10 protein-coding genes are annotated in these 12,527 nt (G+C 73.1%); 5 read left to right on the forward strand and 5 right to left on the reverse strand.

The features are described 5' to 3' along the window. The 3 genes from ACFWVC_RS19650 to ACFWVC_RS19660 form a co-directional block, all read right to left on the reverse strand. On the reverse strand, positions 1-840 hold the full coding sequence (locus ACFWVC_RS19650; protein WP_384287091.1) for a potassium-transporting ATPase subunit C: 840 nt from the start codon (positions 838-840) through the stop codon (positions 1-3). Between the two features lie 2 nt (positions 841-842). Further along, a complete protein-coding gene (kdpB, locus tag ACFWVC_RS19655) occupies positions 843-3,002 on the reverse strand; it encodes a potassium-transporting ATPase subunit KdpB (RefSeq protein ID WP_384287096.1) in 2,160 nt (719 codons plus the stop codon). Positions 3,003-3,133: 131 nt separating this feature from the next. Continuing rightward, positions 3,134-3,541 carry an SAV_915 family protein gene (locus ACFWVC_RS19660; RefSeq protein WP_384287100.1) on the reverse strand — a complete coding sequence of 136 codons (408 nt, stop codon included), beginning with the start codon at positions 3,539-3,541 and terminating at the stop codon, positions 3,134-3,136. Between the two features lie 240 nt (positions 3,542-3,781). Here ACFWVC_RS19660 and ACFWVC_RS19665 point away from each other — a divergent pair, with 240 nt between their 5' ends. Next, positions 3,782-4,324 (forward strand): universal stress protein, encoded by a 543-nt coding sequence (locus ACFWVC_RS19665; RefSeq protein WP_384287103.1) that lies wholly within the window; start codon positions 3,782-3,784, stop codon positions 4,322-4,324. A gap of 17 nt (positions 4,325-4,341) precedes the next feature. On the opposite strand, the gene ACFWVC_RS19670 is transcribed toward ACFWVC_RS19665, so the two are convergent. Further along, entirely contained in the window at positions 4,342-5,913 is a 1,572-nt protein-coding gene (locus ACFWVC_RS19670; RefSeq protein ID WP_384287106.1) for a Na+/H+ antiporter, read from the reverse strand. 488 nt (positions 5,914-6,401) lie between these two features. Between ACFWVC_RS19670 and ACFWVC_RS19675 the strand changes: the two genes are divergently transcribed. Together ACFWVC_RS19675 and ACFWVC_RS19680 are read left to right on the forward strand one after the other, a co-directional pair. Next, positions 6,402-8,339 carry an amino acid transporter gene (locus tag ACFWVC_RS19675; protein WP_384287110.1) on the forward strand — a complete coding sequence of 646 codons (1,938 nt, stop codon included), beginning with the start codon at positions 6,402-6,404 and terminating at the stop codon, positions 8,337-8,339. A 118-nt stretch (positions 8,340-8,457) separates the two neighbouring features. Continuing rightward, a complete protein-coding gene (locus ACFWVC_RS19680; protein WP_384287114.1) occupies positions 8,458-8,970 on the forward strand; it encodes a hypothetical protein in 513 nt (170 codons plus the stop codon). An 11-nt stretch (positions 8,971-8,981) separates the two neighbouring features. Here the strand turns inward: ACFWVC_RS19680 and kdpB (ACFWVC_RS19685) are convergent, their stop codons facing one another. Continuing rightward, positions 8,982-11,132 carry a potassium-transporting ATPase subunit KdpB gene (gene kdpB, locus ACFWVC_RS19685; protein WP_384287118.1) on the reverse strand — a complete coding sequence of 717 codons (2,151 nt, stop codon included), beginning with the start codon at positions 11,130-11,132 and terminating at the stop codon, positions 8,982-8,984. A gap of 410 nt (positions 11,133-11,542) precedes the next feature. Here kdpB (ACFWVC_RS19685) and ACFWVC_RS19690 point away from each other — a divergent pair, with 410 nt between their 5' ends. Then, positions 11,543-12,358, forward strand: coding sequence for an SDR family NAD(P)-dependent oxidoreductase (locus tag ACFWVC_RS19690; RefSeq protein WP_384287120.1), 816 nt, complete (start codon positions 11,543-11,545; stop codon positions 12,356-12,358). Between the two features lie 43 nt (positions 12,359-12,401). Continuing rightward, complete coding sequence (locus ACFWVC_RS19695; protein ID WP_384287159.1) at positions 12,402-12,479, forward strand: 50S ribosomal protein bL37; 78 nt, start codon at positions 12,402-12,404, stop codon at positions 12,477-12,479. The last annotated feature ends 48 nt before the right edge of the window (positions 12,480-12,527 follow it).

Raw genomic sequence — 12,527 nt, forward strand, 5'->3', positions numbered from 1 at the left:
TCAGGCTCCCTGGAGCGGACGGGCGCGGTCGAGCGCGCTGTTGAGTTCGACGACGTCGACGGCCGGCTCGCCGAGCACACCGAGCGCGCGGCCGGTGGTGTACTTGGCGACGAGCGCGCGGACGCTGCTCTCGGGCAGTCCGCGTTCGCGGGCGACGCGGGGGGCCTGGAGGCGCGCGTAGGCGGGGCTGATGTCCGGGTCGAGGCCGCTGCCGCTCGCGGTGACGGCGTCCGCGGGCACCACGGGATGGGCCGGGGCGTCGCCGCGAACGGGGACGACGACGGCCTGGGACCAGTCGGTCTCCGGTGTGGCGCACACGACGGCCACGCCCTCGTACGAGGCGGTGAACGGCCTTGCGGGGCACGGCTGGTTGAGGCTGATCACGCGCTCCACGCCGCCGGTGGTGCCGCCCGCGCGGAAGACGCCGAGCACGGCGCCGACGCCGTCGGCGGTGCAGTAGGGGCGGGAGCCGTCGACGCGCTCCAGCTCGCCGACCGCCTTGCTGCGCGCGCAGACCTGGGTGAGCAGGCTCGGCCTGTCCGGGGTGTCGACGACGCTCTCGGGCCCGAGGTTGCCGGCCGCCGAGGCGGCCGGGTCGTAGCCGGCACCGGCGTTGGAGGGCCGGGACTGGAAGTACCCGGGCAACGGGCGGCCCTTGGTGTCGGTGTACGACCTGCCGAGGGCGGTGCCGTGGGCGGTCTGGCGGAACCCCGGCAACTGCCCGAGCGCGGTCATGCCGAGCGGGTAGGCCAGGCCGACGAGCACGGTGAGTGCCACGACGACCCGCACGGCGGCCAGGTGATGGGCCGCCCAGTGCGGGAGGCGGGTGAGGGGAGGCATGGTCAGATCCCGGGGACGAACTGGACGAGGGCGAGGTCGATCAGCTTGATCGCGAGGAAGGGGACGACGACGCCGCCGAGGCCGTACACCCACAGGTTGCGGGTGAGCAGGGCGGAGGCGGAGGACGGCCGGTAGCGAACGCCCCGCAGGGCGAGCGGGATCAGCGCGACGATGACGACGGCGTTGAAGACGACGGCGGACAGGATCGCGGAGGACGGCGAGTGCAGCCGCATGATGTTGACGGCGTCGAGCGCGGGGTACACCCCGCCGAACATGGCCGGGAGGATCGCGAAGTACTTGGCGATGTCGTTGGCGATCGAGAAGGCCGTCAACGCCCCGCGGGTGATCAGCAGTTGCTTGCCGATCTCGACGATCTCCACGATCTTCGTGGGATCGGAGTCGAGATCGACCATGTTCCCGGCCTCCTTGGCGGCCGAGGTACCGGTGTTCATCGCCACGCCGACGTCCGCCTGCGCCAGCGCAGGGGCGTCATTGGTGCCGTCACCGGTCATCGCCACCAGGTTGCCGCCCTCCTGCTCCCGCTTGATCAGCGCGAGTTTGTCCTCGGGGGTGGCCTCGGCGAGGAAGTCGTCGACACCCGCCTCCTCGGCGATGGCGCGGGCCGTGATCGGGTTGTCGCCGGTGATCATGACGGTGCGGATGCCCATGCGGCGCAGCTCTTCGAAGCGTTCGCGCAGGCCGGGCTTGACGACGTCCTTGAGGTGGACGACGCCGAGCACCCGGGCCGGCCCGTCGGCCGGGCGCTCGGCCACCGCCAGCGGGGTGCCGCCGGAGGCCGACACCTGCTCGACGTACACGTCCAAACCGGCCGGCACCGTGCCGCCGTTCTCCCGCACCCATCCGGCGATCGCGGCGGCGGCGCCCTTGCGCAACTGCCGCCCGCCCTGGGGCAGGTCCACGCCGGACATGCGGGTGACGGCGCTGAAGGGCACCCATGCGGCGTCCGGCAGGTCGAGTTCGTCGGCGCGGTGCCGGGTCGGTGCGAAGTGCTCGCGGGCGTGGGCGACGATCGAGCGGCCCTCGGGGGTCTCGTCGGCGAGGCTGGACAGCAGGGCGGCCTGGGCGAGTTGCTCCGGCTCGACGCCGCCGATCGGCAGGAACCCGCCGGCCTGGCGGTTGCCGTAGGTGATGGTGCCGGTCTTGTCGAGCAGCAGGGTGTTCACGTCGCCCGCCGCCTCCACGGCGCGTCCCGACGCGGCGAGCACGTTGCGCTGCACGAGCCGGTCCATGCCCGCGATGCCGATCGCCGAGAGCAGCGCCCCGATGGTGGTCGGGATGAGGCAGACCAGCAGGGAGACCAGGACGATGCCGGTGACGCCGTCCGCGGTCAGCGCGGTGCTGTCGGGGGCGGCGCCGGTGATGCCCTTGGAGAAGATCGCCATGGGCTGCAGGGTGACGACGGCGATCAGGAAGACGAAGGTCAGCATGACCAGGAGCAGGTTGAGGGCCAGCTCGTTGGGGGTCTTCTGCCGGTTGGCACCCTCGACGAGGGCGATCATCCGGTCCAGGAAGCTGTCGCCGGGTTCCTGGGTGACGCGTACGACGATGCGGTCCGACAGCACCTTGGTGCCGCCGGTCACGGCGGAGCGGTCGCCGCCGGACTCGCGGATGACGGGTGCGGACTCTCCGGTGATCGCGGACTCGTCGACGCTGGCGACGCCTTCGACGACGTCGCCGTCACCGGGGATCAGCTCGCCGGCCGCCACGACCACCCTGTCGCCGCGCCGCAGGGCCACCGCGGGGACGGTCTCCTCCCCCGTCTCCGTCAGGCGGCGGGCGGTGGTCTGCCGGCGGGTCCTGCGCAGCGAGTCCGCCTGCGCCTTGCCGCGGCTCTCCGCCACGGCCTCGGCGAGGTTGCCGAAGACGACGGTGAGCCAGAGCCACGCGGTGATCAGCCACGCGAACAGCGAGGAGTGGGCGACCGCGAGCCCGGTGGTGAGCGCCGCTCCGATCTCGGTGACGAACATGACCGGGTTGCGGAAGAGCGTGACCGGGTTGAGCTTGCGCAGCGCCTCCGGCAGGGCCGGCCACAGCTGCTGGGGATCGAGCAGGCCCGCGCCGACCCGGCGGTCCCGGCCGGGACCGGGCGGTTCCGCCTCGCTCCCCGGAGCCTGTTCTACGCGTGCTGTGGCTGTGGTCATCTGCGGTGCTCCGGGGGAATCAGGCGGTGATGCGGAGGCGGTCGGGCACCTCCGGGCAGGGCAACGCGGGGACGGCACCTGCCCGGAGGGCGTTCAGGAGGGGCCCTTGCGGGGGCCGGACTGCGGACTCGTCAGTTGATCCACAGACACAGTGCGTCGACGAGGGCGATCGCACCGGTCACCCGCAGGACGCCCATGAGCTGGGAGCCGAACCGGTCGGGCGACTCGTCGGGATCTTCCTTGACGGCCGGGGCGGCGAACTGGGGGTCCACCGTGAGGGCGGTGACACCGAGCGGCCGGGCCAGCGAGCGCAGCGCGGACTCGGAGAGGCTGATCCAGTTCTGTTCCTCACCGAGGGTCGCGGTGAGGCGTTCCGGTGTGGTGAAGGCGACCGCGGTGCGGTCGCCCAGCGGCGTGCGGAACATGCGCGCGACGCAACCGGCGGGTCCCGGCCGGACCGGGACGCAGAGCGTCCCGCCGGCTCCGGCCGGGGTGCGTTCGCAAGGCTCGGGGTCGTCCTCGGCGGCGGGCTCGGTCATGGATTCCTCCAAGAGGGAAGACAGGGCCCCGGTCCGGGCACGTCGGACCGGGGCGCACCAGAAGCTATGCCCGGGGCACGGGGGGTGACGGCCCTCCCTGACGGGACGTTGACGGCGCGCGGCGATTTGTTGACGCCGCGGCCGCGGGCGGGTCAGGGCTCCGTCAGGCCCCGGGGCGGCGACGTCAGGATCGCGACAAGGACCGTTGCCTGCCGGCGGCGCGGCGTTTGCATGGGAGTCATGCAAGAGCCCCGCGAAGACCGCGTAGTGGTCGGTGTCAGCGGTTCCCTCGGCAGCCTGGCGGCACTCCACCGGGCCGTCGAGGAGGCCCGCCGCCGATCGGCGGCGCTGACGGTGGTGATCGCCTGGGAGAACGTCGGGGTCGATTTCGGCTCCAGCCGGCCGCCGTCACCGCCCCTGCTCGACCGCTGGCAATCCCTCGCGCGGCGGCAGTTGTTCGCCGCTCTGGACACGGCCTTCGGGGGCAGCATCCCCCTGGACCCGCCGCTGCGTCCCGTCATCGCCCTCGGCCTGCCCGGTCCCGCTCTGGTGCGGGTCGCCGACCAGGAGTCCGATCTGCTGGTCGTGGGCACCGGCTCGCACGGCCTGCTGCGGCGCCTGCTGTCCCCGTCGGTGGCCCGCCACTGCCTGGACCACGCGCGCTGCCCGGTGCTCGCCGTACCGCCGTCGCCCTTGCTCTCGCAGCTCGAGGAGGCCGAGCGCCGCGGGTCACGCGCGCGATTCGGCCTCGGGCGGGGGCCGCAGGACTCCTTCACGCTCTGATTCGGCCACTCGCCCACTCACCCGCTGAGCCCGGCCTCCTCCAGGTCCAGGGCCCGCTGGACGGCGCGCAGCGTGGCGTCGCTCACCTGGCCGGTCTCGTACAGCCGCCGCAGTTCGTCGCTCTGCACGCCGATCAGCGCCCGGCGCAGGTCCCGGTGGGCGGCGACGGCCTCGGCGAAGGCGGCGGCACGGTCCGCCCCGGGGCTCTCGTCCCCCTCGTCGAGTCCGGCCTCCAGGTGGCGGCGCAGCTGGACGACGACGGACGCCGGGGCGGCCTCCAGGTCGTCGAGCTGGTCGAGGTAGCGCAGCCCCGCGCGGGACAGGGCGTCCCGGGCACGGGCCTCCTCGCGGGCGGTGTGCTCCGGCTCCAGCGCGATGCCCGAGCGCCGCACCACCGGGGCGAGGGTGAACCCCTGGGCGACGACGGTCAGGACCACCACGCCGGTCGTCAGGGTGAGCACGAGCGAGCGGTGCGGCAGCGGTGCCCCGCCCGCCGTCACCACGGGCACCGACAGCGCCGCGGCCAGCGGCATGACCCCGCGCGTACCGGCCCACGAGGTCACCAGCGGCACCCGCCAGGAGACCGGGCCGTCCTTGCGGCGGTGCTGCATGACGGCCGAGAGCGGGAAGACCCACACGAGCCGTACGACGACGACGGTGGCGGCCACCGCGACCACCCCGACCAGCAGCGGCAGGCCCCGCGCCGACGGTTCGAGTTCGCGCACGAGCGTCGGCAGCTGGAGGCCGATGAGCGCGAAGACGACGTTCTCCAGCAGGAAGACGACGGTGGCGTAGACGGCGTGGATCTGCAGCCGGATCGGCGCGTTCGTGAACCGGTGCCCGGCGCTGCCCAGCACCACGCCCGCCAGGACGACCGCCGTGACCCCGGAGGTGTGCAGATCCTCGGCGAGCACGTAGACGCCGTACGGCGTGACCAGCGAGACGACCGTCTCCAGGACCGGGTCCTCGGTGCGCCGGCGCAGGAGCGTGACGAGTCCGGCCACGGCGGCGCCGACCAGCGCGCCGCCACCGCCCAGTTCGAGGAAGCGGCCCGCGGCGGCCGGTGTGAGCAGCGAGCCCGAGGCGACCGCCGCGCCGACGGCGACCTTGAACAGCACCAGGCTCGTGGCGTCGTTGAAGAGGCTCTCGGACTGCACCAGCACCTTCACCCGCGGCGGCAGCGACAGCCGGCGCCCGAGGGCGGTCACGGCGACCGGGTCGGTGCTGGCCAGCACGGCACCGAGCACCAGCGCCATCGGCCCGCCGAGCGGTGTCACGGCGGTCGCCACGGCAGCGACGGCGGCGGCCGAGGTCACGACGAGCCCGAAGGCGAGGACCGTGACCGGGCGCCACACCCGGCGCAGCTCCCGCCAGGAGATCTCCTCGGCGGAGGCGTACAGCAGCGGGGGCAGCACGACGACACTGATCACCTCGGGTGCGACGTGCACCGCGGGCACCCACGGCAGCAGTCCCACGATCAGCCCGGCAACGACCAGCAGCGAGGGCGCGGGGACCCGCCAGTGCCGGGCGCCGGTGGCGACGGCGGACGCCAGGGCCACGAGCAGGAGGACGGCGGTCAGGACGGTCATGTGAGGGTCCCCACGGGAAGGAGCTGTTGCGGCTGCTGCGCACTGTCCGCCGACCAGACTTCCCGGCACACCGCAGACGAATCTACCCGGCTCCGGCGCCCGTCCGGGTCCCCGGGGGAGGCGGGGCGTTAAGAACACGTCAGGATTGCGCGTCAGCCGTATGGAGCCCGTCAAGGACCGGCCCCTGGCGGCCCGGGGGACCCCACCGCCCGCCGGACCGTCACCCGGCCCGGCGCTCCCGCTCCCCCGCGCGCCCTTGATTCCCGCCCCTACCTGCGGAATTGATCACCGGACGGCCGTCGGCGCGCACCGAGCGCCGCGGCGCTCGGGCCGCCTCGGCCGCTCACGCGGGAGCCGGCGTCGGGGCACCGCGGTGCCGTCGCGCCGCCGTGGCGTGCGCCGAAGGCCCCGGCCGGTCTGCGTACGCTGACGTGGCCGTCCGCCGACGGCGGAATCTTGACTGTTGTCGACGGGAGTGCAACGTGGCCATGTCCGCTCATCCGAGTCGGCTGCGCGCGTGGTTGCTGGAGGGCCTGTCCGACATGGCCCGGCACCAGCAGGGCGGGCAGCCGGTACCCGAGAGCGCCCATCGCGGGCAGCGGTGGTGGCGGGTCATGTGCCTGACGGGTGTCGACTACTTCTCCACCCTGGGATACCAGCCGGGCATCGCGGCGCTCGCCGCCGGCCTGCTGTCGCCGGTCGCCACGATCGTCCTGGTGATCGTGACCCTGGCGGGCGCGCTGCCGGTGTACCGGCGGGTGGCGGAGGAGAGCCCGCACGGCGAGGGCTCGATCGCGATGCTGGAGCGGCTGCTGTCGTTCTGGCAGGGCAAGCTCTTCGTGCTGACGCTGCTGGGCTTCGCGGCCACGGACTTCCTGATCACGATCACGCTGTCGGCGGCGGACGCCTCCACCCACCTGGTGGAGAACCCGCACCTGACGAGCGTGCTGCACGGCCACGAGATGATCATCACGCTGTTCCTGGTGGCGCTGCTCGGCGCGGTGTTCCTCAAGGGCTTCCTGGAGGCGATCGGCGTCGCCGTGGCCCTGGTCGGGCTCTATCTCGCGCTGAACGTGGTGGTGGTCATCGTCGGTCTGTGGCACGTGGCGACCGCCTCGCACGTCGTCACCGACTGGTCCAGCGCGCTGACGGCGGAACACGGCAACGTGCTCGCGATGGTGGGCGTGGCCCTGCTGGTCTTCCCCAAGCTGGCGCTCGGCCTGTCCGGCTTCGAGACCGGCGTCGCCGTCATGCCCCATGTGCAGGGCGACCCCAGTGACACCGAGGAGAAGCCCACCGGGCGGATCCGCGGGACGAAGAAGCTGCTGACCACGGCCGCGGTCATCATGAGCTGCTTCCTCATCACCACCAGCTTCATCACCACGCTCCTCATCCCCGCCAAGGAGTTCGAGTCCGGCGGCCAGGCCAACGGCCGCGCGCTGGCCTTCCTGGCGCACGAGTACCTGGGCAACGTGTTCGGCACCGTCTACGACGTCTCCACCATCTGCATCCTGTGGTTCGCCGGCGCCTCGGCCATGGCGGGCCTGCTCAATCTGATGCCGCGCTACCTGCCCCGCTACGGCATGGCCCCGCACTGGGCGCGCGCGGTGCGCCCGATGGTGCTGGTCTTCACCCTGGTCGCGTTCCTGGTCACGTGGATCTTCGACGCGGACGTCGACGCGCAGGGCGGCGCGTACGCCACCGGCGTGCTGGTGCTGATCAGCTCCGCGGCCATCGCGGTGACCATCGCCGCCCGCAAGGCCCGCCAGCGCGGCTGGACCATCGCGTTCGCCGTGATCTCGGCGGTCTTCCTCTACACCACCGTCGTCAATGTCATCGAGCGCCCGGACGGCGTGAAGATCGGTGCCTGCTTCATCGCGGGCATCATCCTCATCTCCCTGCTGTCCCGGCTGGCCCGCGCCTTCGAACTCCGGGTCACCAGCGTGACGCTGGACGACATGGCCCAGCGCTTCGTCCGCGACATCGCCCACCGCAGGATCCGCTTCATCGCCAACGAGCCGGACCGCCGCGACCTGGCGGAGTACCGCGACAAGATCCAGCAGATCCGCACCGACAACGACATCCCGGCGGAGGACGACTTCGTCTTCGTCGAGGTCACCGTCTCCGACCCCTCGGAGTTCGAGTCCGGCCTCACCGTGCGCGGCGAGGTGCTGCACGGCCGCTACCGGGTCCTCACGCTGGAGTCTTCGTCCATCCCCAACGCGCTGGCCGCCCTGCTCCTGCACGTGCGCGACGCCTGCGGGCAGCGGCCGCACATCTACTTCGAGTGGACCGAGGGCACCCCGTTCGCGAACTTCCTGCGCTTCTTCCTCTTCGGGCAGGGCGAGGTCGCCCCCGTCACCCGTGAGGTCCTGCGCGAGGCCGAGCCCGACCGCACCCGCCGCCCCCGCGTGCACGTCGGCTGACCCGGCCGCCGGCCCACCCGCGACCGGCCGTCAGGACCGCGCCAGGATCCCGCGGCGGACCGTCAGGGGCGCGTCAACCCCGGTCACCCCGGGGGAGGCCGCTCCTACGGTCGGCCGCATGAAGCGGACCACCACCGGGTACACCGACCGCCGCTGGGCCGGGGACGCACGGTTCGCGGCGCGCTGCGCGCTCGGCTTCCTCGCCCTCGCCCTGGTGCTCGACGCGGCCGCCGGCACGCTCGGCGCCGCGCGCGCCGGGCTCTGGGCGGGCCTCTCGGTCCTGGTCCTGGCGGTGCTGGTGCCGCCGCGCGTGACGGCGGGCGAGGGCTGGCTCTCGGTACGCGGCACGCTGCGCACCCATACGGTGCGCACGGACGCCCTGGTGGCGCTGCGGCAGCACCAGGGCCCCGGGGCGCACCTGCTGCTGTACGACGCCTCCGGTCGCCGCGTGGAGGTCGATCCGCGGACGCTGATCGCCGACCCGTTGCTCTGGCATCTGCTGGAGGCCGGCGCTCTGCGCTCCCGTGAACTCGGCGTCCTGCGCCACGGTTCCGAGGTGCTGGCGCACCTCGGCGAGCGCGTCGACGGCCCGCGGGCCCAGGCGGTGTTCCGCGTGTCGGGGTTGGTGTAGGGCGCCGCGGGTCAGCCGAGGCCCGGCACGAACTGGACGACGGCCATGTCGATCAGCTTGATGCCGAGGAACGGCAGCACGAGCCCGCCCAGTCCGTAGACCAGCAGGTTGCGCCGCAGCAGGTCGCCCGCGGACGACGGCGTGTAGCGGACGCCGCGCAGGGCCAGCGGGATCAGCGCGACGATGATCAGGGCGTTGAAGACGATCGCCGAGGTGATCGCCGACGTGGGGCTGTGCAGGTGCATGATGTTGAGCGTCCCGAGCCCCGGGTAGGCGCCGGCGAACATCGCGGGGATGATCGCGAAGTACTTCGCCACGTCGTTGACGATGGAGAAGGTCGTCAGCGCGCCACGGGTGATCAGCAACTGCTTGCCGACCTCGACGATCTCGATCAGCTTGGTCGGGTTGGAGTCCAGGTCCACCATGTTCCCGGCCTCCTTGGCGGCCGAGGTACCGGTGTTCATCGCGACGCCGACGTCCGCCTGCGCCAGCGCCGGGGCGTCATTGGTGCCGTCACCGGTCATCGCCACCAGGTTGCCGCCCTCCTGCTCCCGCTTGATCAGCGCGAGTTTGTCCTCGGGGGTGGCCTCGGCGAGGAAGTCGTCGACACCCGCCTCGTCCGCGATCGCCCGGGCGGTCAGCGGGTTGTCGCCGGTGACCATCACCGTGCGGATACCCATCCGCCGCAGTTCGGCGAAGCGTTCGCGGATGCCGTTCTTCACCACGTCCTTGAGGTGGATCACGCCGAGGACCTGGGCCCCGTGCCCGTCGTCGAGCGCGACCAGGAGCGGGGTGCCGCCGGAGGCGCCGATGCGGTCCACGATCGACGTCACCTCCCCCGGCACCTGCCCGCCGCGGCCGGTGACCCACGCGGCCACGGTCCCCGCGGCGCCCTTGCGCACGGCGACTCCGGCGCCGTCCTCCCAGCGCAGGTCGACCCCGCTCATCCGGCTGCGGGCGGTGAACGGCACGAAACGGGTCTGCCCCAGCTCGCCGGGGGCCGGGGCGCGCAGCCCGTAGCGCTCCTTGGCCAGGACGACGATCGACCGGCCCTCGGGGGTCTCGTCGGCGAGGCTGGACGCCTGGGCGGCCTGCGCGAGTTGCATGTCGTCCACGCCGGTCAGCGGGACGAAGGCGGCGGCGCGGCGGTTGCCGAAGGTGATGGTGCCGGTCTTGTCGAGCAGCAGGACCGACACGTCGCCCGCCGCCTCGACGGCGCGCCCGGACATCGCCAGCACATTGCGCTGCACGAGCCGGTCCATCCCCGCGATGCCGATGGCCGACAGCAGCGCCCCGATGGTGGTGGGGATCAACGTGACGAGCAGGGCCACCAGGACGACCGTGCCCTGGGCGGCGCCGGCGTAGGAGGCCATCGGCGCGAGGGTGACGACGACCAGGATGAAGACGACGGTCAGCGACGCCAGCAGGATGTTCAGCGCGATCTCGTTGGGCGTCTTCTGCCGGGAGGCGCCCTCGACCAGGGCGATCATCCGGTCCAGGAAGGTTCTGCCGGCCCGTGAGGTGACGCGGACGACGATCCGGTCCGACAGCACCTTCGTACCGCCGGTCACCCCGGAACGGTCACCGCCCGCTTCACGGATGACCGGGGCCGACTCCCCCGTGATCGCGGACTCGTCGACGGCGGCGATGCCCTCGACGACCTCCCCGTCGCCGGGGATGGTCCCGCCCGCCTCGACGACCACCACGTCGAACCGCCGCAGCTCGCCCGCCGGGACCGGCTCCTCCGTGTACTCCTGGCCGTACGGGCGCCAGCCGCGCAGCCGCCGGGCCACCGTGCCGGTACGGGCCCGGCGCAGGCTCTCGGCCTGGGCCTTGCCGCGGCCCTCCGCGACGGCCTCGGCGAGGTTGGCGAAGACGACGGTCAGCCACAGCCAGAGGGTGATCACCCAGGCGAAGACGCTGGGGTGAAGCAGCGCCGACAGCGCCGTGAGCACCGCGCCTGCCTCGACGACGAAGAGCACCGGTTTGCGCACCATGCCGCGCGGGTGGAGCTTGCGCAATGCCTCCGGGAGGGCGGTCCACAACTGCCGGGGGTCGAGCAGTCCGGCGGACACCTTGCGGCGGCGGCCGGGCCTTCGCCCGGGGGCCGGCGGGTGAGGGAAGGCGCGGTCTGTCTCGGGGGCGGGGGCCAGGGGCTGCATGGAAGGGGGCCTTCTGAGGGATACGGGAGTCGGAGGTGCGAAACCAGCACATCGCGGTCGCGGACGCCCGACGGGCTTTCCTGACAGGACCCTTGCGCCCGTGGTGCGCCTTTCTGACGGGGCCTTGACGTCGCGCGGGCCGCGCCGTCAGGGCGGTGTCAGGAACGGGCGGCGCATCTTGCCGCCCGCGTCGGCGGGCGGTGGAATCGGGATGTGAACAGCGGTCGGCGGCATGACGACCGGCCACCCCATCGGGTGCCGCCGGTTCCGCGCGCTGTTCTCCTGCCGGCTCCCTGACGAGCCGGTGTCCAGCGGCCACGTCCGACGGCCGCATTCCTTCGCGTGCGGCGCGCCCCCCACGAGCCGTGGCCGGGGCGCGCCGGCGCGTCGTTCCTCCGGAGTGATGACCGATGTCCGCATCCGCCCTGCAAGCCGTTCCCCCGAAGACCGCCCTCGTCACGGGGGCCACCTCCGGCATCGGCTGGGAGACCGCCCGCCTGCTCGCCGAACGGGGGCGCGTGGTCATCGTCCACGGCCCCGACACCGAGTCGGCGCACCACGCCGTGGAGCGGCTGGTGGCCGCGGGCGCCGACCGGGCCCGACTGCGCCTGGCCGTCGCGGACTTCCGCCGGCTGTCGCAGGTCAAGAGGATGGCGGCGGACCTGTCGGCCCATCACCCGGTGCTGGACGTCCTGGTCAACAACGCGGCTGTCGCGGCCCCCGAGGAGCACACGCTCACCGAGGACGGCAACGAGCTCGCCTTCCAGGTCAACTTCCTGGCGGCGTACCTGCTCACCCGGGAGCTCAGGGGCCCGCTGACGGCACGTCCGGGCAGCCGGGTCGTCAACGTCTCGTCCATCACGTACCGGACGGCGTCGCTGGACTGGGACGACCTCAACCGGGCGCACCGCTACTCCCGTTACGCCGCGTACGCCCAGTCGCAGCTGGCCCTGACCGTGTTCGCCGGGGCGGCGGCGCCCGCGGGCTGCACGGTGGTCAGCGTCGACCCGGGGACCGGCGCGACCGCCCTGCTGCCGGTGTACGTGCACGAGGGCGAGGGCGAGTCGCCGGCCGAGGGCGCCGCGCGCGTGGTGCGGCTCTGCGACCCGCGGACCCCGCTCGTCCCCGGCGCCCACTACGACACGACCGGCCCCTCCACCGCCGGCCACGGGGAGCGCACCGCGCGCCGGCTGTGCAAGGCCGCCGACCGGCTCGTCACCGTCTGAACCCGAACCACACGCCCGTCACGAACCGAGAGGAGGGAAACCGGTGTCCAAGCGCGCCCGCAAGAAGAGGTCCCGTCGCAAGAACGGGGCCAACCACGGCAAGAAGGCCAACCAGGGCTGATCCCGCACACCCCCCACGGCGGTGCGGACCACACGGGCGATCCGGTGG

The organism is Streptomyces sp. NPDC058691 (genome assembly GCF_042714775.1).
GTDB lineage: Bacteria > Actinomycetota > Actinomycetes > Streptomycetales > Streptomycetaceae > Actinacidiphila.

Coding starts and splice junctions, on each gene's coding strand:
- ACFWVC_RS19650 (WP_384287091.1), bottom strand. CDS start 840: ATGCCTCCCCTCACCCGCCTCCCGCACTGGGCGGCCCATCACCTGGCC.
- kdpB (WP_384287096.1), bottom strand. CDS start 3,002: ATGACCACAGCCACAGCACGCGTAGAACAGGCTCCGGGGAGCGAGGCG.
- ACFWVC_RS19660 (WP_384287100.1), bottom strand. CDS start 3,541: ATGACCGAGCCCGCCGCCGAGGACGACCCCGAGCCTTGCGAACGCACC.
- ACFWVC_RS19665 (WP_384287103.1), top strand. CDS start 3,782: ATGCAAGAGCCCCGCGAAGACCGCGTAGTGGTCGGTGTCAGCGGTTCC.
- ACFWVC_RS19670 (WP_384287106.1), bottom strand. CDS start 5,913: ATGACCGTCCTGACCGCCGTCCTCCTGCTCGTGGCCCTGGCGTCCGCC.
- ACFWVC_RS19675 (WP_384287110.1), top strand. CDS start 6,402: ATGTCCGCTCATCCGAGTCGGCTGCGCGCGTGGTTGCTGGAGGGCCTG.
- ACFWVC_RS19680 (WP_384287114.1), top strand. CDS start 8,458: ATGAAGCGGACCACCACCGGGTACACCGACCGCCGCTGGGCCGGGGAC.
- kdpB (WP_384287118.1), bottom strand. CDS start 11,132: ATGCAGCCCCTGGCCCCCGCCCCCGAGACAGACCGCGCCTTCCCTCAC.
- ACFWVC_RS19690 (WP_384287120.1), top strand. CDS start 11,543: ATGTCCGCATCCGCCCTGCAAGCCGTTCCCCCGAAGACCGCCCTCGTC.